Below are 26,747 nucleotides of genomic sequence, written 5' to 3' on the forward strand. Positions count from 1 at the left end.
AAGGCCGCTGCGATATAAACCGCCGCCGCGTGGTGAGAGCCGCGTAAAACATATTTCCCTTTGGTCTCCATCGCGGAGATCACCACGCGGGCTGTCCACTTTAATTGGAAACCGTGAGAAAGGCTCAGCACTTGATGGCGAGCGGGAGAAATCGCATGCGTAAAAAACAAATGAACACATTATCCTGTCATTCCGCACAAGGCCGATAGGCCGCAGATGCGGAAGGTCGAGAGGTTGTGAGCCCTCTCTAAGTCAGTCCGCAATTTCTCGATCTTCCGCATCTTCGCTTCGCTACGTGCGGAATGACAGGAATAGGAGAGGTTAGTGCATCCAAACTCAACGCCGCTTTGCTTCGCGCCCCGGAATGACAATGAAAGAGAGAGAGTAATTCTATCACGACTGACCAACAATCATTTCCGTTTTCTTTCAAACCCGTTATGACGGCCCTATGAAAATACTTCTGACAAATGATGACGGCGTACATGCCGAAGGCCTGGCCGTGCTTCGCAAAATAGCGGCCAAACTCTCTGACGATGTGTGGGTTTGCGCGCCGGATACAGAACAGTCTGCGGCCTCTCGCGGGGTGTCGCTCCATAACCCTGTCCGCCTGAGAAAACTCGAAGACCGCGTCTTTTCCGTGAGCGGCACGCCGACCGATAGTGTTATCCTGGCCATGAAAGATCTCATGCCCGACAGCCCGCCTGACCTTCTCCTCTCCGGCGTAAACCGGGGGCAGAATATGGCCGAAGACGTGACCTTCTCCGGAACGGTGGCCGGGGCGTTACAGGGGATGCAAATGGGCATTCCGTCTATCGCCTTGTCTTTGGCGCGCGGGTTTCAGGGCGCATCGAGCCTGCCTTGGGACACGGCTGAAGCCCACGGCCCGGATGTGGTGCGAAAGCTTTTGGACGCGGGTTGGCCCAAAGCCGTCGTGCCCAATGTCAATTTTCCCGACACGCCCGTCGACGGTGTCAAAGGCATTCAGATCACGCGACAGGGCCATCGGGACTTTCAAATGTCAGGCGTTGATAAAAGAGATCATCCGCGCGGCGGACATTATTTCTGGTTGACCTATGGCGCGAAGAAATCAAACCCGCCATCCGGAACGGATCTACGCGCTATCTATGACGGTTATATTTCCGTGACGCCTCTACATACCGACCTGACCCATTTCGAAGCCTTGGATGATATGTCCCGTAAATTCGGCGATTAGGAGAGGGCAGGGCTGAGCATGTTCGATCCGGGCTTGATAGATATGGTCATGCGCCTGCGCGGCAAGGGCATTTCCGATAATAACGTCTTACGCGCCGTTGAGCAGACGCCCCGCATTCGCTTTGTCGGGGAGGGAAATGCCGAGAAAGCTTACGACGAACAAAAGCTCCCGATTTCCTGCGGTCAGACGATTTCTGCGCCTTGGGTAACGGCCTTGATGATTCAGATGCTGCGGGTCAGCAAAGGCCATAAGGTTCTCGAAATTGGCTCCGGCAGCGGATATCAAACGGCTATTCTCGCGCGGCTTTGCAGGCGGGTCTATGCCGTTGAGCGGTATAAACAACTTATCAGCGAAGCCGAAACACGTTTCAAAAATCTGGACGTTCGAAACACGGTCATTCGACATGGGGACGGGCGTTATGGCTGGGCCGGACAGGCGCCTTTCGAACGTATCATTCTGGGTTGCGCCACCCGCGCCGCGCCGCCCATGCTCCTGGAGCAACTTGCCCCCGGCGGAGAAATGATTGCTGTGGTGGATGAACAGCTTATGCGCTATACCAAAGCGCGGTCTGTGGTCAGCGAAGAAACGCTCATGCCGCTCAAGCTGGATATGATCGAGCCGGGGAAATCGAGAACTTTATAAGAGACAGAAAATGACCAACCTACATCACGGCTTTAATTATATTGAACTCCCATCGACCTCGAATGCGGCAATGAAAAAATTCTATGGCACGGTGTTTGGGTGGACGTTTCAGGACTGGGGCGACACCTATGTCGCTATTCATGGTTCAGGGGTTGAAGGCGGATTTGACCAAGCCAGTGATAGAAACCCCTCTGCGGACGGGCCACTCGTTATTTTATTTTCAAATGATTTGGGCGCCACGAAATCCGCCGTTCTAGCGGCGGGCGGGGATGTTTCAGTCGATACCTATAGCTTTCCAGGCGGGCAGCGGTTTCATTTTAAAGACCCCAGCGGAAATGAATTGGCCGTATGGACACCGGCGTAAATATTATCGGATTTGGCGGTGGGTGCCATTGGTGCACCGAAGCTGTCTTTCAGACATTGCGCGGCGTAAAATCGGTAGAGCAGGGCTTTATCAAGAGCGATCCGCCCCATGACAGCTGGTCGGAAGCGGTTCGCATAAATTTCGATCCTGAAATTATTCCGCTCCCCGTCTTGGTGGCTATTCATCTTCGCACCCATTCCAGCCAGTCCAATCATACATTTCGAGGCAAATATCGGAGCGCGGTTTACGTTGTGAGCAAATCTCAAAAGACGGCCGTAGACGCCATTTTGAAAGACGAGCAGATGGAGTTTGACAATCCGCTCGTGACCCATGTCTTGCCTCTCAAAGAGTTCAAATCGTCGCCTGACGTTTTCAAGGATTACTATAAAACAGATCCGGAGAGACCTTTCTGCAAGGCCTATATCGATCCGAAGCTGACCAAACTCCGCAGAGATTATGCAAATTATTTGTCTTGAACGTCCAAGCCCAGAACGAAATCAATCACTTTCTGTTTCGGCATTTCACAGGGGTTTAACTTCGCGCCGCTCTCCAGCCGATAAAGGTTGAGACTGATATGATCGGCCCCGCCAAGTTCTTCGGCATAGAGCCAGCCGCGTTTTCCGTCAGGCGAGGCGGTTCGCGTCACCCCGTAGCGCAGATTTTGATAAAGACCTTCAAAGCTGCCAAGGGGCAGGGCGTCATATCGGGCCAAAAAACTGTCCAGGTCAGGGATCATAAGAGACACCTTAAGCAAAGCCTTGTGAAAACCCAACTTTCGTCATGTTTAAGACGGCAAGAAGCATGAGAAAGCCCTATGTCGTTCCAGCCTAAAGTCTTTCTTCATAAGCAGCGCGCCGCCCTTCATTCCAGATTTGTCTCGGGGTGGAAAAGTCAGGCGCTGTTCGAATTTATAACCTTCGGAATAAAACAGGCCTGGGCGTGTTTGTTTGGCGGGTTGATGCTGGCCCTCTTGCTCGGCACATTCCTGTTCTATCCGGCAGAGGCTGCGCTCTCGCGATATGACTTTATCACCCTGTCAGCCATTGCCATTCAAGTCCTCATGCTGGCCCTCAAATTGGAAAGCTGGGAAGAGGCGAGGGTGATCTTCGTATTCCATATCGTCGGGACGGTCATGGAAATATTCAAAGTCCATATGGGGTCATGGCTTTATCCCGAGGCGAGCATTTTAAACATTGCGGGTGTGCCGCTTTTTTCCGGTTTCATGTATGCTTGCGTCGGAAGTTACCTCGCCCGGGTCTGGCGCATTTTCGATTTTAAATTTGATCGGTTCCCGAGCTTGAAATGGCAAGGTTTGCTGGCCGTCCTCATTTATCTGAATTTCTTCACCCATCATTTCGGACCGGATATCCGCCTCGCCTTGTTCATAGGCTCAGCAATTCTATACGGTCCGGCCATGGTCTGGTTTCGAGCGGATGAAGAACACCGTCCCATGCCGCTTTTGATAGGGCTCGTCCTCGTGGCGCTCTTTATCTGGTTTGCCGAAAATCTGGGGACCTTTGCCAAAGCCTGGACATATCCCAATCAGGATGCGGGCTGGCAAATGGTGAGCTTTGCCAAGCTCGGCTCCTGGTATCTCCTGATGATCATCAGCTTTGTTCTGGTCGCGGCGATACATGGAAATAATGGGAAAAATTGATACCACCATGACTACCATTTATTCGTGTCGAATTTTCGAGAGATACTGAAAGCCGCGAAAAGGCCGTTATCAGATCCATCACTTGCGTTCAGGATAGGGCTGTCCAGCGTATCATTTGCGAACCAGCGATAGCCGCCAATGAAACTGACAGCATATCTATCCTGAATTTCAATCCAACTAAGAATATTTAAGGAGTAGGCATAAAAGCCGGCATCCGCCTCGTAAGGACTAAGGCCGGAGGTTGCAGACTGCGCATTTGTGACGCTGAAAAAACTATCATTATGCGTGTTATCGGCCCAACTGACCGTGGCAGAGGGCTGAATTGCAAATTTCCCCGCTCTGTAGAAGGTCCCAACCGACGCATCGGCGGTGAACCCATCATGGCCACTGAGTATATCCTGCCCTGCGTCAAGACGCAGACCAATCGGTCCGATTGTACTTCGAACATAGCCGCCGAGAACGGCGCTGCCGTCGACATCGTCAAAGCCGTTGAGGTTTGGGCTATCATTCGAGTCTCTTCCGCCCTGATACGCTATGCTAGGCCCGGCCCGCAGAGACCATTTTCCAAACCCTTGTCCCGTGCCAGTTTCGATTAAGCGGTAGGATAGATTGGTTCCAATGAGGTCGAAACCTTTGACATTTTGAAAGCTGAGATAGGGGAGTAAATGCGTTTCCTCATCTGCCGAACCAAGATATTCGGAATTAATAAAAACAGATGCGCCAATATAGCCCGTTCCGTCGTTCGAAGAGGCTAGCTCCGAAGGAGTCTGGGCGTGAGCAGTTGCGAAACTCATTCCGATTAAAGGGAGCGAAAAGGAAAATAGAGCGCGAGAAATACGGTACTTCATGGGAAGCTGATAAAAGAGAGTTGTGTCACAGGCGAGTGACAAAGTTGCGAGATTACAAAAAAAGCCCACCAAAAGGTGGGCTTGAAGTCTTGGAAAAGGTTTTTTGCTTTACGTCATTTTCCGTTCAAAGTTTTCAGCGATGGCTTCGAGATAGCCTTCTGTTGTAAGCCAGCCTTGCTGATCCCCAACGAGGAGTGCGAGGTCTTTCGTCATCTGACCGCCTTCGACAGTTTCTATAACAGTCTTTTCAAGGTTGGTCGCGAATTTCACAAGCGCTTCGTTGTCGTCTAGTTTGCCGCGGTGAGCGAGGCCCCGTGTCCAGGCAAAGATAGACGCTGTAGAGTTCGTTGACGTCGCTTCACCTTTCTGGTGATTACGATAGTGGCGGGTCACCGTGCCGTGAGCCGCTTCCGCTTCCATTGTTTTTCCATCTGGAGTCAGGAGGAAAGACGTCATCAGGCCAAGAGAACCAAAGCCTTGCGCCACCGTATCGGATTGTACGTCGCCGTCATAATTTTTACAGGCCCAGATATAACCGCCGGACCATTTCATAGCCGCCGCGACCATGTCATCGATGAGGCGATGTTGATATTCGCCTCCAAACTCGGCAAACTTATCCGCAAATTCTGCGTCGAAAATTTCCTGGAAGATATCTTTAAAACGTCCGTCATATTTTTTCAGGATTGTGTTTTTTGTGGACATGTAAACAGGCCATTTGCGCTGCACGCCATAGTTAAAGCAGGCGCGGGCAAAATCACGGATAGAGGCGTCGAGGTTATACATTCCCATGGCAACACCGGCTTCCGGGAAGTCATAGATTTCTTTTTCAATCTTGTCGCCGTCTTCACCTTCCCAGGTCATTTTCAACTTACCTTTGCCGGGGACGAGGAAGTCTGTGGCTTTATACTGATCACCAAAAGCGTGACGGCCAATAACGATAGGCTGAGTCCATCCAGGGACGAGGCGAGGGACGTTGCTACAGATGATAGGCTCGCGGAAAACTACGCCGCCAAGAATGTTACGGATTGTGCCGTTTGGAGAGACCCACATCTTTTTCAGGTCAAATTCTTCAACGCGTTGCTCGTCTGGTGTAATCGTCGCGCATTTGACGCCGACATTGTACTTTTTGATGGCATTGGCGGCATCTACGGTAATCTGGTCATCCGTGGCATCACGGCTTTGGATGGACAAATCATAGTCAAGAAGTTCGATATCCAGATAAGGATGAATGAGACGTTCTTTAATCATGTCCCAGATGATGCGTGTCATCTCGTCGCCATTCATGTCGACAACGGGATTATTTACCTTGATTTTAGCCATAATTACCTCTGTAAGCGGTTCGTAATGTGTGAATTTGCGCCGCGTTTAGCACCAGCGCCTTAAAGTTTAAAGTGATTAGATGGGTAAAACCACCAAAGACCAGTTGGGGAACTTGATTGAGCGGGATGAAAGCCGTCCACCGCCCTCGGTTATCCTTGTTCGGCCACAGCTCGGCGAAAATATTGGCGCGGCTTGCCGCTGCATGCTGAATTTCGGTTTAACTGATTTGCGTCTGGTGGCACCGCGAGACGGCTGGCCGAACCCCGCTGCCGAGCCAATGGCCGCAGGGGCGTTTGATGTCTTGAATAATGCGTCTGTCTTTGAAACTACCGAAGAAGCTGTGGCTGACCTCAAATTTGTGCTGGCCGCCACGGCGCGCCGCAGAGAATTAGAAATCCCCGTCATCGGGACTGATGACATCGGACCTAAGCTACGGGGCCTCAGCGAATCTGGCTTGCCGACGGGTATTCTGTTCGGGCCGGAGAAAGCCGGGCTGACCAATGCCGATACAGTTCTAGCCGATGCGATTCTCACCTATCCTGTTAATCCGGCATTTCAGTCCCTGAATCTGGCACAGGCCGTCAATATCTTCGCCTATATTTGGGCGAATTCCGTTCACCAGAATATTCCCGAAGTGTTCAATCGTGCGATTAGCGACGCGGCTCCGAAACAGGACCTCACGGGTTTGTTTGAACACCTTGAAGAGGAATTGGAGCGCGCTGGTTTTTTCTTCCCGGAGTCTAAACGCGCCTTGATGGCGCAAAACATCCGCGCCCCGTTGACGCGGGCCAAGATGACCGTGCAAGAAGTGCGCACTTTCAGAGGGATTGTAAAAGCTCTTGCAGAGGGACGCGGTAAGGCCCGCGTAGAGAGAGACAAGTCATGAAATATCTAGGCTATTTATTGATTATCCTCACGGCAGTCGCCGGGTTTTTAAAGTGGCCCTGGATATTGATTTTTGTGTTTGCGGCTGTGTCGACCTTTGCTTTCGCTAAGGTCAGGCGCGACGCTCTAAAGAACACGCCAATGGCGCCGGATCAGAATATGATTCTCGACGGAGCTTTTTTGTTCTTCGGCCAAACTCTGATTATGCTCGTGGCTTATTTGCTAGGCGTTTTTGCCGCTGCGCCGACCGGTGAGCTATTTATGAAATTTATTAGCGGACAAGGATAGCGCGCAAGTTTATTGAGGCCGGGTCTTCTTCACGCGCCGATTATTGCTCCAGGCGTCATAAGAGAAAATGGCGACCCCTACCCAGATGAACGCAAAGCAGATCGCATGGGCAAAGGTAAATATTTCTCCGAAATAAAGTCCGCAGAAAAACTGAAGCGTGGGTCCAATAAATTGTAAAAATCCGAGCGTCGACAAACGCAGGCGCCGCGCGGCAAAGGCGAAGGCGAGCAGGGGCAGGACGGTGAGCGGTCCTGAAAATAGAATAAGGGTTTGAAGACTTGGTGCCGCGAGTTCCAGCTGCAGGGGCGAAGCTTGCCGCAAATATAAAAGGAAAAAGAGCGCGGGCAGCAGAAGCAACATTGTCTCAATAAAGAGACCGGGCATCGCGCCGATTTCCACATATTTGCGGATGACGCCGTAAATCGTAAAGCTGGTCGCCAATATCAACGCAATTGCCGGGAAGACGCCGCCGTAAACCGTAAGTATGGCAACGCCGATTAAAGCCAGAATGACCGCAAAACCCTGAAGCCGCGAGAGTTTCTCACTAAAAAATATTACCCCGACGAGAACATACATGAGCGGGTTGATGTAATATCCGAGGCTTGCCTGGAACACCTGTTCCTGTTGTATCGCAAATATATAGACGCCCCAGTTAAAGGCCAATGCGACAGCCGCAAAAAGTAGGAGCAAGATAGTTTTCGGGCTCTTGAGAGCTCTGACCACGTCTCCGACCTGCTTACGAAACAAGATAATGAGCAAGCCGAAAGGCACAGCAAACAAAATACGGTAAGCTACAAACTCTGCCGGCGGGACAGTATGCGTTGCCTTGAAATAGAAAGGAAAAAGACCCCACATCGTGTAGGCCGCGATGCCGGCGAATAAACCCCGGCGCGCGAGATCTGAGGCTGTATTGTTTTGCGAACTTACCATAAACTGCGATTGTCACAGGGTCTGGGGTAAAACAATCTCTATCTTTGCAAGTCAGAGCTTTGATTTTGCAAGGCGGCGGCCTGAAAAGGCTGGTTGACTTGATCAAATCAGACGCTAAAAGCCCCGACTTATCACGGGTGAGTGTGGTGCCGCCGTTGAAATCGCTATCCGAATTGGTTGGATATGCCGAGCCACACTAAATGAAAGAGTATAAACGCATGTCTAAGCGTAATTCAGCTAAATATAAAATCGATCGCCGTATGGGCGAAAACATTTGGGGTCGCCCCAAGTCACCAGTCAACAAGCGCGCCTACGGTCCGGGTCAACATGGCCAAAACCGCCGCGGTAAAATGTCTGACTTCGGTACGCAGCTCCGCGCCAAGCAAAAGCTCAAAGGCTATTACGGCAATATTCTGGAAAAACAGTTCCGCCGGACTTATGATCAAGCGACACGCATGAAGGGCGATGCCTCTGAAAATCTGATTGGTCTGCTAGAATGCCGTCTCGATGCGATTGTTTATCGCGCGAAATTTGTACCAACGGTCTTTTCTGCCCGTCAATTCGTCAATCACGGTCATGTTCTTGTAAACGGCAAGAAGGTAAATATCCCTTCATACCGTTGCAAAGTTGGTGATGTCATTGAAGTCCGCGAAAAGTCACGCACAATGGCTTTGGTTCTGGAAGCTCTTGAAAGTGCCGAGCGCGAACTTCCTGATTATATCAGTGTAGATCCGAAAGCGATGCAGGCAACTTTCGCACGTGTTCCAAGTTTTGACGAAGTGCCTTATCCGGTTGTAATGGAGCCAAACCTCGTTGTGGAATTCTACTCTCGCTAATCTGCGAGGGATAATTCAAAAGAAAACCCGCCTCCGAGGCGGGTTTTTTATTTGTCTAAATAAGCGGAGTTGTCAGGCCCTGCTCCAGACGACACGATACGATATTGATTTGGTATCAGCAGACACGCCGCTTAATTTTTCTTCAAACAGGTAGAACCCTTTGCCTTGGAATTGGAAACGTTGCGTTCCAGTTTGGTCGTCGGTGATTTTAAAACTTTTTTCTCCAATGACTTCGCAGTTAAAAACCTCAAGTATGAAAGCTGGGCGGCACCGTTTGATTCCCAATTCCAACTCTGTCCCGGCAGGAAGGGCGTATTGAGCCTGTATACTCTGTCCGTCTCTGAGATAAGTCCGTCTGATGCTAAAAGCGTCCCAATAAGCTTTTAATAAAAAGCCACTATTTTCATCTTGTAAACGTGTGGAGGATTGGTCCAGCTTGGAAGCCGCTATGATTTTGCGGGTGTCGACAAATGCCGGCATATAGTGAAGGCTGACATAACAGAGTGTGCCGCCAAGAATAATGGAAAGGGCCGAACCAATTGTGCGCCCGAGGCCCATTGATTTCTTTTGCTTTGGCCCTGGCCTGTCAGCATAGCCGGCATTGAATCCTGAAATTCTATTTTTTTTACGCGCCGATAATTCGGCAATCCCGAACTTTGACATTGCAAATCCTGCTTTTTTGGTTCCCACAAACCATTCGCAAGATTACTCAAAAGTTGTTTCGGAAAAATTAAGTCTCTGTTAACGAGATATTATCCAGCTAGGCGTTTGTTTTAACCCCCTTATCAGCCAAAAGCGTACGTAATTCTCCGCTTTCGAACATCTCACGGATAATATCGCACCCGCCGGTAAATTCGCCTTTTACGAAAAGCTGGGGGATTGTCGGCCAGTTATTATAATCTTTTATACCTTGGCGGATATCAGGATCTTCTAATACGTTGACGCTGGCATAATCTACGCCAAGATAATCTAAAATTTGAACAACAGTTGAAGAAAAGCCGCATTGAGGAAAAATCGGCGTGCCTTTCATATAAAGCACGACGTCATTTTCAGAGACAGTTTTTGCGATCTGGTCTTTAGTATCCATGATGATATATCTTTCTAAAAGGTCTGATTTGCATGTAGGCAGACCTTTCTAAACTTCAAGATCGGATTGTCAGGAAGGTGTCCGTGTTTCCAAAGCAAGCGCATGCAACTCACCTTCTGACCCATCCATTTTACCTTTTAGTGCCGCATATACCAGCTGGTGTTGCCTGACCCGGTTAAGACCTTCAAAAGCCGAACTGACTATCACGGCTTTCCAATGATTGTTATCCCCGGCGAGGTCTATCATCTCAACTTCAGCCCCGGGGAGAGCTTCGACGATCATTTCGGCAATGTCTTCACCTTTCATAGCCATTAGCTATCTGCCCCCGCCATTAGGCCGGGTAGCCATTCCTCGTGTTTCTGACGCAAACCAGAAAGAGACACATCAAAGCCTCCGACAGCGGTAATTCTATCTCCGCCAACTTTCCCCACTATTTCCGCAGCGATTCCTTTTGCGTGGGCCGTCGACACAACGGGATTGACCGAGTTTTTCTCTACTGCGACCAGATAACGGGCCTGGTCTTCACCAAATAACCAGCCGTGAGTTGGTCCGTCCGGTGACGCTTGAAGGCTTACGCCAATATTGGAAGCGAAAGCCATTTCGCAGGCGGCAATTGCCAGTCCACCATCTGAGCAATCATGTACGGCATTTACGCGGCGATTGCGGATGAGTTTACGAATATAATCACCATTAAGCTTTTCTGTATGCAGGTCGATCGGCGGTGGAGCACCGTCCTCACGCGACATAATTTCGGATAGGTAAACAGAGGCGCCAAGCCAGCCTGTCGTCTCACCAATGAGGATGAGCGTATCGCCTTCTTTTGCGCCTTTTAAAGTTGAGAAAAAATCTAGATTCGGAATCAGGCCGACACCACCAACAGCAGGTGTGGGAGGAATGGCTTCACCATTCGTTTCGTTGTAGAGTGAAACATTGCCCGAGACGACCGGGTAATCAAAAGCGCGACAAGCTTCATTCATGCCATCTATAGCTCCAACAAACTGCCCCATAATTTCAGGGCGTTCCGGGTTACCGAAATTGAGGCAGTCCGTAATTGCGATCGGATCCGCCCCTACACAGGATAGGTTTCTCCAAGTCTCCGCGACACACTGCTTGCCGCCCTCATAAGGGTCAGCTTGCACGTAACGGGGCGTACAATCCGTTGTAATCGCGACGGCTTTATTTGTGCCGTGGATGCGCACAATAGCGGCATCTCCGCCAGATTGGCTGGAATCAATTGTGTCTGTCATCACGTGACGATCATATTGTTCCCAAATCCAGCGCTTGGAAGCAATATTCGGTGATTGAATGATTTTCACAAGGGCGTCGTTGTAATCCTGAGTTTCGTGAATGTCTTCCGCCGACAATATCGGACGCGGTTCTGATTTCACATGCGGACGATCATAATTCGGCGCGTCATCGGCCAAAGGCGCAATAGGGATGTCACAGACAACTTTTTTCTTGTGTTTGAGGACCAGGTTACCTGTATCGGTGGTGATGCCTATTTTTGCGACATCCAGCTCCCATTTTTCAAAGACGTCGAAAGCGAGTTGTTCTTTTCCCGGCTGAATAACCATCAGCATACGTTCCTGGGACTCAGAGAGCATCATCTCGTAAGGAGTCATGCCGTCTTCACGCTGAGGAACTTTATCAAGATTTAACTCAATTCCAACGCCGCCTTTATCCGCCATTTCAATGGAAGAAGAAGTCAGGCCAGCTGCGCCCATATCTTGGATGGCAATAATGGCGTCGGTAGCCATTAACTCAAGGCAAGCTTCGATTAGGAGTTTTTCAGTAAAAGGGTCACCGACTTGGACGGTCGGGCGCTTCTCATCGCTGTCATCGTCAAATTCGGCAGACGCCATGGTCGCGCCGTGAATGCCGTCGCGCCCGGTTTTAGAGCCGACGTAGAAAATTGGATTTCCGACACCTTTGGCTGCTGAATAGAAAACGTTATCTGTGCGAGCGAGGCCAACACACATGGCGTTGACGAGGATGTTTCCGTTATAACCTTTGTGAAAATTGGTTTCGCCGCCTACTGTTGGCACGCCGACGCAATTACCATACCCGCCGATGCCTGCTACAACGCCGTTGACCAATGATTTGGTTTTAGGGTGGGTAGGTTCGCCGAAACGCAGGGCGTTCATAAGCGCAATTGGTCGCGCGCCCATTGTAAATACGTCGCGCATGATGCCGCCAACACCCGTCGCTGCGCCTTGGTAAGGCTCGATATAAGATGGGTGATTGTGGCTTTCCATTTTAAAGATAATGCAATCGCCATCATCGATATCAATAACCCCGGCGTTTTCTCCAGGACCTTGGATAACGCGGTCCCCTTTGGTCAAAAATTTACCAAGGTGACGGCGAGAGGATTTGTAAGAGCAATGCTCTGACCACATGACAGAAAAAATACCGAGCTCATTGATGTTAGGAACGCGGCCCAATCTATCTAAAATGATCTGATATTCGTCTTCGGACAAACCATGTTCTTTCACGATCTTCGGCGTAATGGCGGGAAGTGTCGTCATTAGATAGACTCAATAATAGATTTGAATAGGCCGAGCCCGTCTGTACCGCCATGCAGATCGTCGACCGCACGTTCCGGATGAGGCATCATGCCAAACACATTACCAGCTTCGTTTATGATGCCTGCAATATCACGCATGGACCCATTAGGGTTATCCGCATAGCGAAACACGATGCGGTCATCTTTTTCAAGTTTGTTCAAAGTTGCGTCATCCGCAAAATAGCTGCCGTCATGATGAGCGACAGGATAAGTTACGACAGACTTGGGCTTATAATAAGAAGTGTAGCGTGTATTCACATTGCTTACGACCAGCCGTTCAGGGCGGCAGACGAATTTCAAATTCTTATTCCGTATCAACGCGCCGGGGAGGAGCCCTGTCTCAGTCAAAATTTGAAAACCATTGCAAAACCCGGCGACGGGTAGGCCGTTATTGGCTTTTTTGATAAGATCTGAAACAATTGGGGAGCGGGCCGCCATAGCGCCAGATCGTAGGTAATCTCCATAAGAAAACCCGCCCGGCACGCAGACAAAATCGACGTCTGCCGGAATTTCGCTGTCTCTGTGCCAGATTAATTTTGGGGCGCGCCCTGTGACTTTCTCTAAAGCCACCGCCGCGTCGCGATCGCAATTAGAGGCAGGGAAGACAATAACAGCAGTTTGCACGGCTCTAATCCCGAAGCTCAATGCGGTAGCTTTCGATCACCGTATTGGCGAGAAGCTTTTCACACATCTGCTCCACTTGGGCTTTAGCTTCAGTCTTGTCCTCTGTGGAAAGTTCTAATTCTATGATCTTTCCTTGAAAGGCGTTTTTGACTTCATCAAAACCGAGGTCGTTTAACGAACGGGCAATGGCGCGGCCTTGCGGGTCCAGAACGCCGGGTTTTAAACCAATATAAACAAGGGCTTTCATAAGGCGTCCTGACTACTCTTCATCATTTTTTACGACCGATAGATTGGTCACATTATTTTGGCTTTGCGGCTTTAAAATACCAAGCCGTGTGGCAACTTCAGTATAAGCTTCGGTAACTTCCCCGAGATCGCGTCGGAAGCGATCTTTATCGAGTTTTTTATTTGTTTCACGATCCCAGAGGCGGCAACTGTCCGGGCTTATCTCATCGGCGAGAATAACCTGATGTCCTATAATGCCGTCTTCATTGGACAAGGGCAGACGGCCAAATTCAATTTTAAAGTCGATCAGGTTAATACCGATACCGCCAAACATCCCCTGTAAATAGTCATTAATGCGCAAGGTCATGGCGATCATTTCGTCCAGTTCCGAAGCGTTGGCCCAGCCAAAGGCGTGGATATGCTCTTCGGCAATCAAAGGGTCTCCCAGATCATCACGTTTCAAGCAGAATTCGACAATTGAGCGCGGCAGCTTCTCGCCTTCTTCCATACCAAGACGCTTGGCCATCGTTCCTGCGGCTACGTTCCGGCAAATAACCTCGAGAGGAATAATCTCGACCTTTTTGATCAATTGCTCGCGCATATTGAGGCGTTTAAGAAAATGAGTTGGGATACCAATCTCACCCAGACGCAACATCACGAATTCACTAATCCGATTGTTCAAAACACCTTTGCCATCGAGCGTTGCCTTTTTCTGGGCATTGAAGGCAGTGGCATCATCCTTGAAATACTGAACAAGCGTGCCCGGTTCAGGTCCTTCGTAAAGGATTTTCGCTTTACCTTCGTATATTTGTTTACGGCGGCTCATGGGTCGCTCTCCCGATGGTGCAGTGGGTCGTCAGACGACTCGGCACTAATAAACTCGCCTCATAGACGGATGGGTCGTAAATCGCAATGTGTGTGACAGGATAAATATGAGGATTTTGCGTCTTGCAGTACACCACGCCTCGCCATAAATATGATAGAAGAAAAGCTTTCACGCAATAGGATTTAGACATGACACAATTTGAAGATCGCGAGCGGGGACAAGAAACCAAATTCGTTCTGGAGGCGGCCAAAGAATTCCGGGCTGCCGCAAAACGCAATAAAGCGCTTGGCCATTGGGCAGCAGAGATTATGGGCCGCTCCGATAAGGAGAAATACGCTCAGGAAGTCATCGCGGCTGATATGGAAGAAAAAGGGGAAGAGGACGTCTTCCGGAAATTGAGACGCGATTTTGACACAGCAAATGCAGATGTTTCTGATGCAACTATTCGAGAAAAAATGGCATTTTATCTCAAAGAGGCGCGCGCTGAAGTTTATGGTCTAGAGGCGTAAACCTTATAGATAACAGATAGATGTTGGGATAACCTATACTGGATTATTCGCGTCGGGGCAGGTTAAATCGATATTAGGCTGGTTCTTGAGAGCCAGCCTTTTTAAGTTGCGAATATGTATCTGCATGGCCTCGGCATTATAGTTCATGTTCACACAGCCCAAAGTACGTTTCGTATCGGCATCGATAATGGCGGCAAACCCGGTAATACCTAGCCACATATTATATTGGGGTACGATCTGACGATCGAAGACTGCGTGAGAATTCCATTCGCCTTGACCTCCGGAAATATCAATATTCACATATTCAATCGCTGGGTCATGTAATCCTGCTAATGCTTGCCCTAAACGTGGCTCAACAACCTTACAAGGCGCGCACCAATCAGCCCGAAACATCACGACATAAATATCAGGCTTCACAACGGGCGAGTAAGCAGCCGAAACGGACGACAATCCCAAGGAGAGAATCACAACTAAAACCACTGCCGAAATGATTTTCGAAAATAAAGAGATCATGAAAGTCTTTCTATAGATATCGGAAGGGTTTGTCCCCAAGCATATCCTATAAAAAAGCCCGAGCCATTTAAGAGGCCCGGGCCTGTTCCCACGGTTTAGCTCGTCATTTTTAACCGGCCGGCATTTCATTATGAGCTGCAGGACAACGGGTTGTCTTTCCGCCGACAGAGGCGCTGGACATATAAGCTTGCCCTTTGGCTTGTGCCGTCATTTTACGAAGTTCCTGAGCAATTTCCTGCGGCGCAAATGACGCGTTTACACAGCCGATAACGCGTTTCGTGCGCGCATCGACGACTGCGGCGAAACCGGGCAGGCCGACCCACTTGTTGAAAATTGGCACAATGTCATAGTCAAACGCATCATATGCGCCTTTTTCCCACTTCGCCGCATTAGAGGTGTCGATAACGACTTCTTCGGCATTTACACCGGCCATTGGCACGGCAGAGGCAAGGGCGCTGTCGAGGCGCTGACTTTGAACGTCAGTATTGTTTCTAAAGTTAACAACATATACATCTGGAGACGCGGCATAAGCGGTCGCGCCGAAAGCTGTTGTCACAAGAGCTGCACTTAAAAGAGAGACGATCTTTTTCATTTCCTAGGTCCTTTTTTCACACTGAGATAATTTTATTATTGTTATGGTCTCTGTGTAACGAACATTGGTAAATGAACGCCGAATCACGCGTTAGGGCGGTGTTTACAATGGTTTCTGTAATCGTTAATTTTTGGCGTAAGCTAATGATTTTCCTATAAAAATATTTTTATAAAAAAATGCAGTCAAGTAGCATTGAGGCTTAAAACTGACCTAAACAACTGAAGTATTAAATGAAATTAAGCCGCTTTTAACCATGAATCTGTCCTAGGCATTACGGGAAGGACCGGATTTGGACATGATAATCCTTATCTTCATTCCGTCGGGTCGCGCTGAATGAAGATTGCAGAAGAACGCGGGCCTATCTAAATACTCGCGCAAAGATCGTGTCGACATGTTTGAGGTGGTAATCATCATCGAACATCGCACGGACCTGGTCTTCGGAGAGGAGGGCCATAACGTCCTTGTCTTGCAAAATGAGGTTTAGGAAAGATCCTTCACCGGCGCTGCCTTGGGTGCGGAACATCTCCCACACTTTCATCGCATTACGTTGTACGAGATGGTAGGCGCTCTCGCGCTGTTCTCCGGCCTGAGTCAGAGCGAGAAGAAAACGTTGGCTGTTATGCAGTCCGCCTAAGCGGTCCATATTGCCCTTCATCTTCTCTGGGTAAACAACGAGGTTTTCAATAACGCCCGCTAGGCGGTGCAAGGCAAAATCCAGATGCACAGTCGTATCAGGTCCGGTGCCGCGTTCAACGGAGCTGTGTGAGATATCACGTTCATGCCAAAGAGCGACATTTTCCATGGCCGGAACAACAGCCATACGCACCAAGCGCGCAAGTCCGGTCAGGTTTTCTGTCAGAACGGGATTACGCTTATGCGGCATGGCAGAGGAGCCTTTTTGGCCTTTGGAGAAAAACTCCTCGGCTTCCAAAACCTCTGTGCGTTGCAAATGGCGGATCTCCACCGCGATATTTTCAATTGATGACGCAATCACGCCGAGTGTTGCGAAATAAGCAGCATGGCGGTCACGCGGTATGATTTGCGAGGAAACAGGTTCAATCGCCAATCCCATTTCCTTGGCGACATGCTCTTCGACGCTTGGGTCGATATTGGCGAAAGTTCCAATAGCGCCGGAAATCGCGCAGACGGCAATCTCTTCCCTTGCTTGGAGGAGGCGGGTTTTGGCGCGGAAAAACTCTGCATGGAATCGCGCGAGTTTGACGCCAAAGGTTGTTGGCTCCGCGTGAATGCCATGGCTGCGACCGATTGTGATGGTATATTTATGCTCTTCGGCGCGCTTTTTCAGCGCCGCTAGAACGCGATCCAGACCGGCCAAGAGAATATCGGTCGCGCGGGCGAGCTGGACAGAGAGGGTTGTGTCCAGGATATCGGAGGACGTGAAGCCCTGATGCACAAAACGCGCGTCTTCGCCAATGAATTCGGCCAAGTGAGTGAGGAAGGCGATTACGTCATGTTTTACTTCGCGTTCAATTTCGTCGATTTTTGCGACATCAAATTCGACGGAGCCTCCCCGGTCCCAGATATTCTTGGCGGCAGATTTTGGAATAACACCAAGTTCCGCAAGCGCATCACATCCGTGCGCCTCAATCTCGAACCAGATCCGGTATTTAGTCGCGGCAGACCAAATTTCGGTCATTTCCTTACGGGCGTAGCGTTCAATCATGGGACAGACTCTTTAGCTGAATATCTGCCGCGCGGATTGCCCCCACTGCGCCGTTAGGTCAAGAGCGTGGGTGAAGATTGATGTTTATTTTGGAGCTACAGAGTTTCTGATTTCAGCGGCGGCCCAATCCTTCGGAAGAGTTCGGGTGACAAAGAGATAGGCCAATATACTTAAGATGAAGGCTCCGAATGTAGAATACATCGCATATCGCGTCGAAATGAGCTCGTTAAATTCCAGATTGAGGAAGACGTCAATCATGGCGCCTGCGAAAGTTGGTCCGCCGCCTAGAGCAATCATGTTCAAGACGAAAAAGAATAACGCTGTGGACATAGCCCGCAACCGTATCGGAGCCAAAGTCTGAGCGATAGCGAAGCTCGGGCCCAGATACACACCTAGGAAAAGTTGCAGGACCGCGCCAATCGCAAGATGGGCGACGACCGAAGGCACCCAGAACGCAGCAATCGCTAGAGGAAGCGCAATCGCTGTCGCAAAAGCGGGTATAAATCCGTAAGCGCGAATGTCTTTCTTCGCTAAAATATCGACCAGTTTAGCTCCGAAAAACGTGCCGGCCACATAAAATGTCCCATTAATCACCCCGATCCAGATAACAATTGTTCGAAAATTGAACTCCGGATCCAAGAGGCGGAGATATTTGGTTTGAAAGCCGGACAAAGCATAGCTGGCGAAACTGGCAAAAGCGATTCCGAGACACATCCACCACCAAGAAGGGATAGAGACTAGCGTTATAACGCCGGGTTGAAGGCTCAAAAGAAAAATGGACATTGCTAATAAAATAGCGATGACAACAAAGAGCCAGCTTAGATTTCCGACGAATAAACCGGCAAGAACTATCGCTAGGAATAGGCCTGCCAAAGCAAAGCGCGGCGGCAAGTTCGATCTCCGAAAAGACTCACCTAAAGGAATATAGGCGGAGGTGGGCGTGACTTTTGTTTCCATCGCGCCGCGGCGTGGCTCTCTGATGACAACCCGAACAATGACCGCCAGGACTATACCTGTTAGGCCGAGAATAATGAAAATTCGCCGCCAATCGACTACATTTGGGTCAGTCCCTAACAAGGCCGCTGTAAAGAAATAAGCCGACATGATGCCAAGTGGGATGCCGAGGGAGTAAATACCCAAGGCGCCAGATCTTTCTTCTTTCCCATAAAAGTCAGAAATCATCGAATGTGAGGGCGGACTACCGCCTGCTTCACCAATACCAACGCCAATCCGCGCCAAAGCGATATGCAGGAAGTTCTGTGACATACCTGTCAGGGCCGTGAAGCCGCTCCAGACCGCCAATGCAATCGCAAGCAAGTTAACGCGATTCATCTTGTCGGCAAGAAAGGCCAGGGGAATACCCATAATAGTATAAAAGGCGGCAAAGGCGAGACCGATGAGCAAGCCGAGCTGTGTATTGGTTAGCTCTAAATCAGCCTGAATGAACGGTGCAAGAATGCCGACAATCTGCCGATCAATAAAATTGAACCCGTAAACAATAGTGAGCAGGAAAAGAACCACAGTCCGATATCCCGGCTTTTTCGGTGGTACATACCCCTCGGTTGAGTCGCTCATATATTTCCCCTGGTCGTTTTTCTTACCTGAAAGGAAAGCAGGGCTTCGGTCAAGTCAGAAGCGTTTTAACCGCTATTCAATTTCGTGGCTCACATCAAACCAAGCGTCTTAAAACTCACAACATTCTCGCGCCCGATAATAAGGTGATCATGAACGACAACACCCATCGCTTTGGCGGACGCAATGACTTCATTTGTCATCGTAATGTCAGATTGGCTCGGCGTTGGGTCGCCGCTGGGGTGGTTGTGAGCAAGGATGATCGCTGTGGACTCAAGAGCGAGGGCGCGTTTGATGATTTCGCGTGGGTAAACAGGAGCTCGGTCAATAGTGCCCCGACCCAGAACTTCGTCTGCGATCAGGCGATTCTTTCTATCCAAAAATAAGACGCGGAATTGCTCGACGGGCTCGAACTGCATGGCCGAGCGGCAATAGTCGAGGAGCGCCGTCCAGGACGATAGGATAGGTCGTCCAAGCACACTTTCACGCCCCATTCGAACAGAGGCAGCGTGAAGAAGTTTCAAATCAAGTGCTGTCTTCTCACCAATTCCTCTGATTTCCGTCAGACGGTGCAGCGGCGCAGCGCAAACTTCGCCAAGATTGCCAAAGGTTTTGAGAAGGTCCTTTGCAATAGGTTTGACGTCGCGGCGAGGAATGGAGTTGAACAGGAAAAGCTCAAGCAGCTCGTAATCCGCAAAGCTGTCGCCACCCGAGGCGGCGAACTTGGCCCTTTGCCGATCACGGTGGGCCAGGTAATGCGGTTTATCTTCTCTCCCCGACATTATTTCTCTTAGGCGTAAGGTGGTCGGTGTAGACCTTTTGGTGACGAGGTAAAGACTTCGGCGCCGTCTTTCGTGACGCCGATGGAATGTTCAAATTGCGCTGTCAGCTTGCGATCACGCGTAACGGCCGTCCAGCCGTCAGACAGTATTTTGACATCGGGCTTGCCGAGATTTATCATGGGCTCAATCGTAAAGAACATGCCTTCGCGCAAGACTTCGCCTTCGCCTTTGCGGCCGAAATGCAAAATGTTGGGCGCGTCGTGGAAGAGCTTGCCAATGCCGTGGCCGCAAAAATCCGTGACAACAGAACAGCGCTCACCTTCGGCATATTTTTGAATAGCGTGGCCAATATCACCGGTCGTATTCCCGGGCTTGACCGCTGCAATACCCATCATGAGGGCGTCATAGGTAATGTTGATGAGGCGTTCGGTTTTTCGGTCCGGTTCTCCGGCCACATACATGCGAGACGTATCGCCGTGCCAGCCATCCACAATCAAGGTGACATCGCAATTAACGCTATCGCCCTCCTTGAGTGGCTTATCATTAGGTATGCCGTGGCAGACGACGTGATTGATAGAGGTGCAGACGGAGTGTTTATAACCGCGATAACCGAGCGTGGCGGGCAGAGCGCCATGATCCATCGCAAATTCGTATATTTTCGCATCCAATGCGGCCGTTGTGACACCTGGCTGAACAAGCGGGGCGAGCATATCGAGACATTTGGCGGAGAGTTGCCCCGCCTTTCTCATGCCTTCAAATCCTTCCGGGCCGTGGAGTTTAATCGCGCCGTCACGGAGATCGTCGGCATCACTTGCATCTACATAATTCATTTGCGCCGTATAACAGTGGACGCGCAAACGGGCCAGTCCTAATAGCGGCTTTCAAAGGAGTGAATGATGGACAAAACTGTAACCGCCGGGGTGATACTCATCGGAGATGAATTACTGTCAGGGCGAACCCAGGATACAAATCTCGGCACAATCGCGAAATTTCTGGAACCACTTGGCGTAAGTATTAGAGAAGCGCGTATAATATCGGATAAGGTAGAGATCATTCGAGACACAGTAAAAGCGTTTTCAGACCGTTTTGACTATGTGTTTACGACAGGCGGAATTGGACCAACCCATGACGATATCACAGCCGATTGCATTGCTGCCGCTTTTGATCTTGGTATTAGTGAGCGCGATGATGCAATTGAGGCATTGCGCGAACGTTATTCCCTTGAAGAGTTGAACGAAGCCCGGCGGCGCATGGCGCGTATTCCGGACGGGGCGAGTCTTATCAAGAATCCGGTCAGCCAGGCGCCGGGCTTTCAGACGAAAAACGTTTTTACCTTGGCAGGCGTGCCGCAAATTATGCGAGGTATGCTCGAAGATATCCCCCACCGCATCAAAGGCGGGGCTAAGATTTACTCTATCAACGTGACCGCCGAAGGTATCGGCGAAGGCGATGCGGCCGAGGGGCTATCGGATATCGAGAAAGACCACCCCGGCGCCAGCCTTGGCAGCTATCCTTTTTTCAATGACGAGCTACGCGGCGTAAATTTCGTCGCGCGGGGGCGAGACAAGGACGTGCTGGCGAAGGTAGAGTCAAAATTGCACGATCTCATTTCTGCTCTAACCCCTTAAACGCCATTTTTCTCGCAAAGCCCTCACATAGAAGTGAGTGAAGTGGCGTGTATGGTGAAATTACATTTGGAATGAGCCTGCTATTGTAATTTTGTTATATTAATCACGGAGGACTTTAATGCCCAATTTTACCAAAATTACTCTTATTTCTGCTGCTGCAGCACTTTGCCTGGCGGTTCCAGCCTATGCTCAAACCACTCAAAACGACTCTGAAATGCAAGACGCCATGAAAGAGGACTCCATGTCAGGGGATCACATGAAAGATGATTCCATGGTGAAGGAAGATCGTATGATGGATGAGGACTCAATGATGAAGAAAGATTCCATGAAAGATAAGTCTATGAAAATGGAAGAACACTCCATGAAGAAGGATGCCATGATGAAAGACGACGCCATGATGAAGGAAGAGTCTATGATGGAAGAAGATACTATGAAGGGCGATTCAATGAGGGAAGATGATATGGCACCTGAAAACTCATAACGCCTCATTCAAACAATCATATTATTTAAGTTTTAGGTCAATCCTTCCGGGTTGGCCTGTTTGTTTTGACCTAAGCATAAAGATAATCACAACGACTTTCAAAAAATCCTTTGAATTCACTGATAAATAGCTTGCTCGACTCCGGCCATCCGCCTAAATCAGCGTTCAGTCAGCGGGCGTGGTGGAATTGGTAGACACGCAAGACTTAAAATCTTGTTCCGAATTTCGGAGTGCCGGTTCGATTCCGGCCGCCCGCACCACTTAAACGCACTGGTTTTCTTGAAATATGAAACGTTAAGGCCTGTTGCGCCCGAGGGAGTCATGGCTTTCCACCCAGTCGCCGCCAACCACAGCCGAAGCGAGGGATAGCTCACCCGCCAACACGGTGGCCGCACAAATCTCGACAAACTTCAGGGCTTTCCCCGCACCATAGCAATCCAAAACCTCTAGGCACTCTCGCTGGGTCGCTAAGCCTGTCCCGCCGCCATAAGTCGCGACGATGAGTGAGGGCAGAGTGATCGACCAATAGAGCGAGTCGTCCTCATTCAGCTCAACATAGGTTAGACCAGCTTGGCTTTCAGCGACATTGGCCGCGTCTTGGCCTGTTGCGATAAAGAGCGCGGCAAGTGCATTCGCCGCATGGAGGCCATTATTGCTTGTCCCAGCCAGCATGCCGCCAAGCGTTGAGACTTGCCGAGCGCGGTAGATATCTTTTGTCTCGACCCGGAGTTTTTCACGTACCAATTCGGCGGGAAGGTTGACCTCGGCTACAACTCGCGCCCCGCGTGAGTGTAACGTATTCAGATATGAATGTTTTTTATCTGTATCGATTGCGCCGGACAGAGTGTAGCGCGTCTTGAAACCACAATGCTTTAGAATCCACTGACAGGCTGCCTGAGCCGCCTTGCCCGACATATTCTGTCCGGCCGCATCTCCGGTTGTGAAATTCATCCGCAGATAGCGCATCTTGGAGACGCCATATTGTTCGATATGGCTTAGCTTGCCGATAGAGCTTGTTGAATCTGCAGCTTTTTTTACTTCCTCCAGATTGTCAGAGAGCCATTTCCCAAAATCCCTTGCCTGGCGCGCATTCTCAAAATGAAAAACAGGGGCGCGTTGCATATAGCGCTCTATTACGGTTGTGGTTACGCCGCCTGCTGCCCGTAAAACCCCCATGCCGCGAGAATAGCTGGCGACCAAAGTACCTTCCGTCGTGGCGAGGGGGACGTAAAAATTGCCCGTGGCGTACTCTCCGTTGACCTTAAGCGGTCCGGCAAGTCCGATGGGGACCTGAGTCGCGCCAAAGGCATTTTCAATATTTCCGGCAAGAGAGGCGGGATCGAAACTACTTTGACCTGTGTGGGGAAGGAAAACGGAGCGCTGAGCCTCAAGAAAGGCGCGCCGCTTCTCCATCATCTCGGCGGTGTAATCGGCTTTTTTGTCTCTGGGGATAGAAGGAGATGTCATAAGGTATCCTTCCACAAGGAAAGGGCGCAAGCAATTAACGTCTGAAATTGGCGTCCATGCAAAATGTCGCTATCGTGGGAAATTTCCCATAACGGGTTTACTTTTCGCTAATTCTGCCTAAATAGCGTTCTCAGAATTCTGCGTGGGAAATCTCCCACACCAATGAGAGGCTTAATATGAGCGACGATATTATCAAACGCGGAAAGGCCCTTGCCGAAGCGACGGGGCAGTCTTTGACGACGATTTCTCGAAAGATATTTAATGACGGCAAGACCCTGACGCGTCTGCAAAGTGGCGGATCGCTCACTACCAAAACCCATGAGCAGGCTCTATCGAAGCTTACCGTGATGGAAAGAGAGGTCGCCGCTGAATCCGGTCTCTCCTTAACCCATCTTGACCGTCTGGAAGCTGAGAGCATGCACATTATGCGCGAAGTTGCGTCTCAATGCGAAAACCCTGTCATGCTTTACTCTGTTGGTAAGGATAGCTCAGTGATGCTTCATTTGGCTCAGAAAGCGTTTTATCCGTCTCCTCCGCCTTTCCCGCTTATGCATGTCGATACGCGCTGGAAGTTCAAGGATATGTATGCCTTTCGCGATCAACGCGCGAAAGATGTCGGCATGGAACTTATCGTCCATATTAATTTGGATGGTGTAGAGCAGGGTGTGGGGCCGTTCACACATGGCTCTGCTGTGCATACAGACATTATGAAAACCCAGGGCCTGAAACAGGCCTTGGATAAGTATAAATTTGACGCCGCCTTTGGCGGTGCGCGCCGCGACGAAGAAAAATCTCGCGCGAAGGAACGCATTTTCTCTTTCCGGTCGGAAAACCATCGTTGGGACGCCAAGAACCAACGTCCGGAACTTTGGAATATCTACAATACCCGCGTCCATAAAGGCGAGAGCATGCGCGTCTTTCCTCTCTCCAATTGGACTGAGCTAGACATCTGGCAATATATTCACCGTGAGGCGATCCCGATTCCCGACTTGTATTTGTCGAAGCCGCGCCCTGTGGTCGAACGTGACGGCGTTCTGATTATGGTAGATGATGACCGAATGCCTTTGAAAGAGGGTGAAACGCCGGACATGAAATCAGTGAGGTTCCGCACATTGGGGTGTTATCCTTTAACGGGCGCTGTTGAAAGCGAAGCTGCCACCCTTCCAGAAGTTATTCAGGAAATGTTACTGACGACTACATCAGAACGCCAGGGCCGAGTGATCGACTCCGATGCCGGAGCCTCTATGGAACAGAAAAAAGAAGAGGGGTATTTCTAATGGCCCATCTCGACGACCTTATTGCCACGGATATCCAAGCCTACCTTCAGGCGCAGGAAAACAAGTCTTACTTGCGTTTTATCACTTGCGGATCGGTAGATGACGGGAAATCCACCCTGATTGGCCGGCTGCTATATGATTCCAAGCTGATTTACGAAGACCAGCTCGCAAGCATTGAGAAAGATTCGAAAAAGTCCGGCACTCAGGGTGATAAAATGGATCTCGCCCTATTGGTCGACGGACTTGCCGCTGAACGGGAGCAGGGCATTACCATTGATGTCGCCTATCGGTTCTTTTCGACGGATAAACGTAAATTCATCGTCGCGGATACACCCGGTCATGTTCAATATACCCGGAATATGGCAACAGGGGCCTCCACAGCCAATGTGGCGATTTTGTTGATTGACGCGCGATACGGCGTTCAAGAACAAACACGGCGTCATGCCTCTATAGCCTCTTTGCTTGGCATTCGTCATGTTGTCGTTGCGATCAATAAAATGGATCTGAATGATTTCGATCAGGCTATTTATAATAAGATCGAAGTCGACTTTCGGAAATTTGCAAAAGACCTTGATTTTAAAGAAATCATTTGCGTTCCTATTTCAGCCCTGGATGGCGACAATGTTATTCAACGGTCCGAGAGATCAAATTGGTATCAGGGCCCAACTCTTCTAAGTTATCTTGAAGATGTCGATGTAGAAGAACGCTCTCTCGATTCTCCGTTTCGCTTACCTGTCCAATGGGTAAACCGTCCTAATCTTGATTTCAGAGGGTTTTCAGGGACGATTGCGAGCGGTGTTATCAATCAGGGCGATGACATAATTGTTACTCCATCTGGCAAAAGGTCCCGCGTTAAAGACATTGTGACCTTTGACGGCAATAAAAAAACCGCACGGGAAGATATGGCCGTTACTTTAACGCTCGAGGATGAAATTGATATTTCCCGCGGTGATATGATTTGCGGCACAGATGCGCCCGCCGAACAGGCAGATCAATTTCAGGCAAATATTATCTGGATGGATGAAAGCAAACTCTATCCGGGACGGCAATATTTATTGAAAACAACAAATTCGAACACGCCGGCACGTGTTACAACTTTGAAGCACCGCATTGATATCAATGACTTTTCTGAAGTCGCGGCAAAAACCCTTGAGCTGAATGAAATTGGCGTTGTCAATATTAGCCTGTCCAAACCAATTGCTTTTGATCCGTATAAGAACAACCGCCACACGGGCGCTTTTATCCTTATCGACCGTCAGACAAATGCGACGGTTGGCGCGGGTATGTTGAATTTCGCGCTGCGCCGCGCACAAAATGTTGTTTGGCAGCATATGGCGACCGACAAGGCGGCCCGCGCAGATCAAAAAGGTCAGAAGCCTACACTGCTCTGGTTCACAGGCCTGTCAGGATCCGGGAAGTCGACGATCGCAAATCTCGTTGACAAGCGATTACAGGCGATTGGCAAGCATACATATACTCTGGACGGAGATAATGTACGCCATGGTCTGAACCGAGATCTGGGCTTCACCAAAGCGGACCGGGTTGAAAACATTCGCCGCATCGGAGAAGTTTCAAAGCTCATGCTCGATGCCGGCCTCATCACAATGGCGGCGTTTATTTCACCTTATAGAGCTGAACGTCAATCTATTAGAGAAATGCTGTCCGACGATGAATTTATCGAAATCTTTGTGGATACGCCTCTGGAAGTTGCTGAAGCACGCGACGTAAAGGGTCTCTATGCCCGCGCTCGGGCAGGAGAGATAAAGAACTTCACAGGCATTGATTCAGAATATCAGTCCCCTGAGAATGCTGAAATTTCTGTCAATACTGTCGATATGAGCGCGGAAGAGGCGGCTAAGATGATCGTAAATTATCTTCTGGAAAAAGGATATCTCAAGAACCAGAACGATGAGCCCTAAAGCGAATAGATAGCC

At 49.8% G+C, this 26,747-nt stretch carries 31 protein-coding genes and 1 tRNA gene; 14 read left to right on the plus strand and 18 right to left on the minus strand.

From position 1 onward, the window contains the following. The first annotated feature begins 448 nt into the window (after positions 1 to 448). Genes surE through ACN0IC_RS05975 form a run of 4 tightly spaced genes read left to right on the plus strand, consistent with a single transcriptional unit; the run spans position 449 to position 2,695 of the window. On the plus strand, positions 449 to 1,213 hold the full coding sequence (surE, locus tag ACN0IC_RS05960) for a 5'/3'-nucleotidase SurE (RefSeq protein ID WP_416877855.1): 765 nt from the start codon (positions 449 to 451) through the stop codon (positions 1,211 to 1,213). A gap of 18 nt (positions 1,214 to 1,231) precedes the next feature. Then, positions 1,232 to 1,855: a protein-L-isoaspartate(D-aspartate) O-methyltransferase gene (locus ACN0IC_RS05965; protein WP_416877856.1), complete on the plus strand. Its 624-nt coding sequence runs from the start codon at positions 1,232 to 1,234 to the stop codon at positions 1,853 to 1,855. Positions 1,856 to 1,865: 10 nt separating this feature from the next. Then, positions 1,866 to 2,219: a VOC family protein gene (locus tag ACN0IC_RS05970; protein WP_416877857.1), complete on the plus strand. Its 354-nt coding sequence runs from the start codon at positions 1,866 to 1,868 to the stop codon at positions 2,217 to 2,219. Continuing rightward, a complete protein-coding gene (locus tag ACN0IC_RS05975; RefSeq protein ID WP_416877858.1) occupies positions 2,204 to 2,695 on the plus strand; it encodes a peptide-methionine (S)-S-oxide reductase in 492 nt (163 codons plus the stop codon). The genes ACN0IC_RS05970 and ACN0IC_RS05975 overlap by 16 nt, the downstream gene beginning before the upstream one ends. Here ACN0IC_RS05975 and ACN0IC_RS05980 read toward each other — a convergent pair. After that, a complete protein-coding gene (locus ACN0IC_RS05980; RefSeq protein ID WP_416877859.1) occupies positions 2,683 to 2,955 on the minus strand; it encodes a hypothetical protein in 273 nt (90 codons plus the stop codon). The genes ACN0IC_RS05975 and ACN0IC_RS05980 overlap by 13 nt on opposite strands. A gap of 78 nt (positions 2,956 to 3,033) precedes the next feature. Here ACN0IC_RS05980 and ACN0IC_RS05985 point away from each other — a divergent pair, with 78 nt between their 5' ends. Continuing rightward, complete coding sequence (locus ACN0IC_RS05985) at positions 3,034 to 3,876, plus strand: DUF817 domain-containing protein (RefSeq protein ID WP_416877860.1); 843 nt, start codon at positions 3,034 to 3,036, stop codon at positions 3,874 to 3,876. 11 nt (positions 3,877 to 3,887) lie between these two features. Here ACN0IC_RS05985 and ACN0IC_RS05990 read toward each other — a convergent pair whose 3' ends face one another. Together ACN0IC_RS05990 and ACN0IC_RS05995 are read right to left on the minus strand one after the other, a co-directional pair. Then, a complete protein-coding gene (locus tag ACN0IC_RS05990) occupies positions 3,888 to 4,670 on the minus strand; it encodes a MipA/OmpV family protein (RefSeq protein WP_416877861.1) in 783 nt (260 codons plus the stop codon). Positions 4,671 to 4,832: 162 nt separating this feature from the next. Further along, positions 4,833 to 6,044 (minus strand): NADP-dependent isocitrate dehydrogenase, encoded by a 1,212-nt coding sequence (locus ACN0IC_RS05995; RefSeq protein ID WP_416877862.1) that lies wholly within the window; start codon positions 6,042 to 6,044, stop codon positions 4,833 to 4,835. A gap of 79 nt (positions 6,045 to 6,123) precedes the next feature. Here ACN0IC_RS05995 and ACN0IC_RS06000 point away from each other — a divergent pair, with 79 nt between their 5' ends. Both ACN0IC_RS06000 and ACN0IC_RS06005 read left to right on the plus strand, forming a co-directional pair. Continuing rightward, complete coding sequence (locus tag ACN0IC_RS06000; RefSeq protein ID WP_416877863.1) at positions 6,124 to 6,930, plus strand: RNA methyltransferase; 807 nt, start codon at positions 6,124 to 6,126, stop codon at positions 6,928 to 6,930. Then, positions 6,927 to 7,217: a hypothetical protein gene (locus tag ACN0IC_RS06005; RefSeq protein ID WP_415811904.1), complete on the plus strand. Its 291-nt coding sequence runs from the start codon at positions 6,927 to 6,929 to the stop codon at positions 7,215 to 7,217. Before ACN0IC_RS06000 ends, ACN0IC_RS06005 begins: the two co-directional genes overlap by 4 nt. Before the next feature lie 9 nt (positions 7,218 to 7,226). On the opposite strand, the gene rarD is transcribed toward ACN0IC_RS06005, so the two are convergent. Continuing rightward, entirely contained in the window at positions 7,227 to 8,147 is a 921-nt protein-coding gene (gene rarD / locus ACN0IC_RS06010) for an EamA family transporter RarD (protein ID WP_416877864.1), read from the minus strand. A gap of 218 nt (positions 8,148 to 8,365) precedes the next feature. Between rarD and rpsD the strand changes: the two genes are divergently transcribed. Continuing rightward, positions 8,366 to 8,983 carry a 30S ribosomal protein S4 gene (gene rpsD, locus ACN0IC_RS06015; RefSeq protein ID WP_416877865.1) on the plus strand — a complete coding sequence of 206 codons (618 nt, stop codon included), beginning with the start codon at positions 8,366 to 8,368 and terminating at the stop codon, positions 8,981 to 8,983. 72 nt (positions 8,984 to 9,055) lie between these two features. On the opposite strand, the gene ACN0IC_RS06020 is transcribed toward rpsD, so the two are convergent. The 7 genes from ACN0IC_RS06020 to purC form a co-directional block, all read right to left on the minus strand. After that, on the minus strand, positions 9,056 to 9,646 hold the full coding sequence (locus ACN0IC_RS06020) for a hypothetical protein (RefSeq protein ID WP_416877866.1): 591 nt from the start codon (positions 9,644 to 9,646) through the stop codon (positions 9,056 to 9,058). 97 nt (positions 9,647 to 9,743) lie between these two features. Next, positions 9,744 to 10,070 (minus strand): Grx4 family monothiol glutaredoxin, encoded by a 327-nt coding sequence (gene grxD / locus ACN0IC_RS06025; RefSeq protein ID WP_416877867.1) that lies wholly within the window; start codon positions 10,068 to 10,070, stop codon positions 9,744 to 9,746. Positions 10,071 to 10,139: 69 nt separating this feature from the next. After that, entirely contained in the window at positions 10,140 to 10,382 is a 243-nt protein-coding gene (locus ACN0IC_RS06030; RefSeq protein WP_416877868.1) for a BolA family protein, read from the minus strand. Next, the gene (gene purL / locus ACN0IC_RS06035) at positions 10,382 to 12,595 is read right to left on the minus strand and encodes a phosphoribosylformylglycinamidine synthase subunit PurL (RefSeq protein ID WP_416877869.1); all 2,214 of its coding nucleotides are present in this window, start codon (positions 12,593 to 12,595) and stop codon (positions 10,382 to 10,384) included. Before purL ends, ACN0IC_RS06030 begins: the two co-directional genes overlap by 1 nt. Beyond that, on the minus strand, positions 12,595 to 13,257 hold the full coding sequence (purQ, locus tag ACN0IC_RS06040) for a phosphoribosylformylglycinamidine synthase subunit PurQ (protein ID WP_416877870.1): 663 nt from the start codon (positions 13,255 to 13,257) through the stop codon (positions 12,595 to 12,597). The genes purL and purQ overlap by 1 nt, the downstream gene beginning before the upstream one ends. A gap of 4 nt (positions 13,258 to 13,261) precedes the next feature. Continuing rightward, entirely contained in the window at positions 13,262 to 13,504 is a 243-nt protein-coding gene (gene purS / locus ACN0IC_RS06045) for a phosphoribosylformylglycinamidine synthase subunit PurS (protein WP_416877871.1), read from the minus strand. A 12-nt stretch (positions 13,505 to 13,516) separates the two neighbouring features. After that, on the minus strand, positions 13,517 to 14,308 hold the full coding sequence (purC, locus tag ACN0IC_RS06050; protein WP_416877872.1) for a phosphoribosylaminoimidazolesuccinocarboxamide synthase: 792 nt from the start codon (positions 14,306 to 14,308) through the stop codon (positions 13,517 to 13,519). A 188-nt stretch (positions 14,309 to 14,496) separates the two neighbouring features. Between purC and ACN0IC_RS06055 the strand changes: the two genes are divergently transcribed. After that, a complete protein-coding gene (locus ACN0IC_RS06055; RefSeq protein WP_416877873.1) occupies positions 14,497 to 14,817 on the plus strand; it encodes a DUF1476 domain-containing protein in 321 nt (106 codons plus the stop codon). 33 nt (positions 14,818 to 14,850) lie between these two features. On the opposite strand, the gene ACN0IC_RS06060 is transcribed toward ACN0IC_RS06055, so the two are convergent. From ACN0IC_RS06060 to map, 6 genes are all read right to left on the minus strand, one after another. Then, positions 14,851 to 15,330: a thioredoxin domain-containing protein gene (locus tag ACN0IC_RS06060; protein ID WP_416877874.1), complete on the minus strand. Its 480-nt coding sequence runs from the start codon at positions 15,328 to 15,330 to the stop codon at positions 14,851 to 14,853. A gap of 109 nt (positions 15,331 to 15,439) precedes the next feature. Further along, complete coding sequence (locus tag ACN0IC_RS06065; RefSeq protein ID WP_416877875.1) at positions 15,440 to 15,922, minus strand: hypothetical protein; 483 nt, start codon at positions 15,920 to 15,922, stop codon at positions 15,440 to 15,442. A 358-nt stretch (positions 15,923 to 16,280) separates the two neighbouring features. Further along, on the minus strand, positions 16,281 to 17,606 hold the full coding sequence (gene purB / locus ACN0IC_RS06070) for an adenylosuccinate lyase (protein ID WP_416877876.1): 1,326 nt from the start codon (positions 17,604 to 17,606) through the stop codon (positions 16,281 to 16,283). 84 nt (positions 17,607 to 17,690) lie between these two features. Further along, complete coding sequence (locus ACN0IC_RS06075; RefSeq protein WP_416877877.1) at positions 17,691 to 19,181, minus strand: spinster family MFS transporter; 1,491 nt, start codon at positions 19,179 to 19,181, stop codon at positions 17,691 to 17,693. Positions 19,182 to 19,270: 89 nt separating this feature from the next. Further along, entirely contained in the window at positions 19,271 to 19,960 is a 690-nt protein-coding gene (gene radC / locus ACN0IC_RS06080; RefSeq protein ID WP_416877878.1) for a RadC family protein, read from the minus strand. Between the two features lie 8 nt (positions 19,961 to 19,968). Then, entirely contained in the window at positions 19,969 to 20,790 is an 822-nt protein-coding gene (map, locus tag ACN0IC_RS06085; protein WP_416877879.1) for a type I methionyl aminopeptidase, read from the minus strand. 63 nt (positions 20,791 to 20,853) lie between these two features. On the opposite strand from map, the gene ACN0IC_RS06090 reads away from it, so the two are divergent. The 3 genes from ACN0IC_RS06090 (at position 20,854) to ACN0IC_RS06100 (ending at position 22,329) form a co-directional block, all read left to right on the plus strand. Then, positions 20,854 to 21,588, plus strand: coding sequence for a competence/damage-inducible protein A (locus tag ACN0IC_RS06090; RefSeq protein WP_416877880.1), 735 nt, complete (start codon positions 20,854 to 20,856; stop codon positions 21,586 to 21,588). Positions 21,589 to 21,706: 118 nt separating this feature from the next. Continuing rightward, positions 21,707 to 22,069 carry a pentapeptide MXKDX repeat protein gene (locus ACN0IC_RS06095; protein WP_416877881.1) on the plus strand — a complete coding sequence of 121 codons (363 nt, stop codon included), beginning with the start codon at positions 21,707 to 21,709 and terminating at the stop codon, positions 22,067 to 22,069. Between the two features lie 172 nt (positions 22,070 to 22,241). Beyond that, a tRNA-Leu gene (locus ACN0IC_RS06100) sits at positions 22,242 to 22,329 on the plus strand. 34 nt (positions 22,330 to 22,363) lie between these two features. On the opposite strand, the gene ACN0IC_RS06105 is transcribed toward ACN0IC_RS06100, so the two are convergent. Continuing rightward, positions 22,364 to 23,536 carry a hydroxymethylglutaryl-CoA reductase gene (locus ACN0IC_RS06105; protein ID WP_416877882.1) on the minus strand — a complete coding sequence of 391 codons (1,173 nt, stop codon included), beginning with the start codon at positions 23,534 to 23,536 and terminating at the stop codon, positions 22,364 to 22,366. 176 nt (positions 23,537 to 23,712) lie between these two features. On the opposite strand from ACN0IC_RS06105, the gene cysD reads away from it, so the two are divergent. Beyond that, positions 23,713 to 24,813, plus strand: coding sequence for a sulfate adenylyltransferase subunit CysD (gene cysD, locus ACN0IC_RS06110; protein WP_416877883.1), 1,101 nt, complete (start codon positions 23,713 to 23,715; stop codon positions 24,811 to 24,813). Continuing rightward, positions 24,813 to 26,732 (plus strand): sulfate adenylyltransferase subunit CysN, encoded by a 1,920-nt coding sequence (cysN, locus tag ACN0IC_RS06115; protein ID WP_416877884.1) that lies wholly within the window; start codon positions 24,813 to 24,815, stop codon positions 26,730 to 26,732. The genes cysD and cysN overlap by 1 nt, the downstream gene beginning before the upstream one ends. Positions 26,733 to 26,747: the final 15 nt, after the last annotated feature.

It is taken from the genome of Litorimonas sp., from assembly GCA_029936425.1.
In the GTDB taxonomy this organism is placed as follows: Bacteria; Pseudomonadota; Alphaproteobacteria; order Caulobacterales; family Maricaulaceae; genus Litorimonas.

Bases quoted from the DNA above. Each gene is read 5' to 3' on its own strand.
- surE (WP_416877855.1), top strand. From the start codon at position 449: ATGAAAATACTTCTGACAAATGATGACGGCGTACATGCCGAAGGCCTG.
- ACN0IC_RS05965 (WP_416877856.1), top strand. From the start codon at position 1,232: ATGTTCGATCCGGGCTTGATAGATATGGTCATGCGCCTGCGCGGCAAG.
- ACN0IC_RS05970 (WP_416877857.1), top strand. From the start codon at position 1,866: ATGACCAACCTACATCACGGCTTTAATTATATTGAACTCCCATCGACC.
- ACN0IC_RS05975 (WP_416877858.1), top strand. From the start codon at position 2,204: ATGGACACCGGCGTAAATATTATCGGATTTGGCGGTGGGTGCCATTGG.
- ACN0IC_RS05980 (WP_416877859.1), bottom strand. From the start codon at position 2,955: ATGATCCCTGACCTGGACAGTTTTTTGGCCCGATATGACGCCCTGCCC.
- ACN0IC_RS05985 (WP_416877860.1), top strand. From the start codon at position 3,034: ATGTCGTTCCAGCCTAAAGTCTTTCTTCATAAGCAGCGCGCCGCCCTT.
- ACN0IC_RS05990 (WP_416877861.1), bottom strand. From the start codon at position 4,670: ATGAGTTTCGCAACTGCTCACGCCCAGACTCCTTCGGAGCTAGCCTCT.
- ACN0IC_RS05995 (WP_416877862.1), bottom strand. From the start codon at position 6,044: ATGGCTAAAATCAAGGTAAATAATCCCGTTGTCGACATGAATGGCGAC.
- ACN0IC_RS06000 (WP_416877863.1), top strand. From the start codon at position 6,124: ATGGGTAAAACCACCAAAGACCAGTTGGGGAACTTGATTGAGCGGGAT.
- ACN0IC_RS06005 (WP_415811904.1), top strand. From the start codon at position 6,927: ATGAAATATCTAGGCTATTTATTGATTATCCTCACGGCAGTCGCCGGG.
- rarD (WP_416877864.1), bottom strand. From the start codon at position 8,147: ATGGTAAGTTCGCAAAACAATACAGCCTCAGATCTCGCGCGCCGGGGT.
- rpsD (WP_416877865.1), top strand. From the start codon at position 8,366: ATGTCTAAGCGTAATTCAGCTAAATATAAAATCGATCGCCGTATGGGC.
- ACN0IC_RS06020 (WP_416877866.1), bottom strand. From the start codon at position 9,646: ATGTCAAAGTTCGGGATTGCCGAATTATCGGCGCGTAAAAAAAATAGA.
- grxD (WP_416877867.1), bottom strand. From the start codon at position 10,070: ATGGATACTAAAGACCAGATCGCAAAAACTGTCTCTGAAAATGACGTC.
- ACN0IC_RS06030 (WP_416877868.1), bottom strand. From the start codon at position 10,382: ATGGCTATGAAAGGTGAAGACATTGCCGAAATGATCGTCGAAGCTCTC.
- purL (WP_416877869.1), bottom strand. From the start codon at position 12,595: ATGACGACACTTCCCGCCATTACGCCGAAGATCGTGAAAGAACATGGT.
- purS (WP_416877871.1), bottom strand. From the start codon at position 13,504: ATGAAAGCCCTTGTTTATATTGGTTTAAAACCCGGCGTTCTGGACCCG.
- purC (WP_416877872.1), bottom strand. From the start codon at position 14,308: ATGAGCCGCCGTAAACAAATATACGAAGGTAAAGCGAAAATCCTTTAC.
- ACN0IC_RS06055 (WP_416877873.1), top strand. From the start codon at position 14,497: ATGACACAATTTGAAGATCGCGAGCGGGGACAAGAAACCAAATTCGTT.
- ACN0IC_RS06060 (WP_416877874.1), bottom strand. From the start codon at position 15,330: ATGATCTCTTTATTTTCGAAAATCATTTCGGCAGTGGTTTTAGTTGTG.
- ACN0IC_RS06065 (WP_416877875.1), bottom strand. From the start codon at position 15,922: ATGAAAAAGATCGTCTCTCTTTTAAGTGCAGCTCTTGTGACAACAGCT.
- purB (WP_416877876.1), bottom strand. From the start codon at position 17,606: ATGATTGAACGCTACGCCCGTAAGGAAATGACCGAAATTTGGTCTGCC.
- ACN0IC_RS06075 (WP_416877877.1), bottom strand. From the start codon at position 19,181: ATGAGCGACTCAACCGAGGGGTATGTACCACCGAAAAAGCCGGGATAT.
- radC (WP_416877878.1), bottom strand. From the start codon at position 19,960: ATGTCGGGGAGAGAAGATAAACCGCATTACCTGGCCCACCGTGATCGG.
- map (WP_416877879.1), bottom strand. From the start codon at position 20,790: ATGAATTATGTAGATGCAAGTGATGCCGACGATCTCCGTGACGGCGCG.
- ACN0IC_RS06090 (WP_416877880.1), top strand. From the start codon at position 20,854: ATGATGGACAAAACTGTAACCGCCGGGGTGATACTCATCGGAGATGAA.
- ACN0IC_RS06095 (WP_416877881.1), top strand. From the start codon at position 21,707: ATGCCCAATTTTACCAAAATTACTCTTATTTCTGCTGCTGCAGCACTT.
- ACN0IC_RS06105 (WP_416877882.1), bottom strand. From the start codon at position 23,536: ATGACATCTCCTTCTATCCCCAGAGACAAAAAAGCCGATTACACCGCC.
- cysD (WP_416877883.1), top strand. From the start codon at position 23,713: ATGAGCGACGATATTATCAAACGCGGAAAGGCCCTTGCCGAAGCGACG.
- cysN (WP_416877884.1), top strand. From the start codon at position 24,813: ATGGCCCATCTCGACGACCTTATTGCCACGGATATCCAAGCCTACCTT.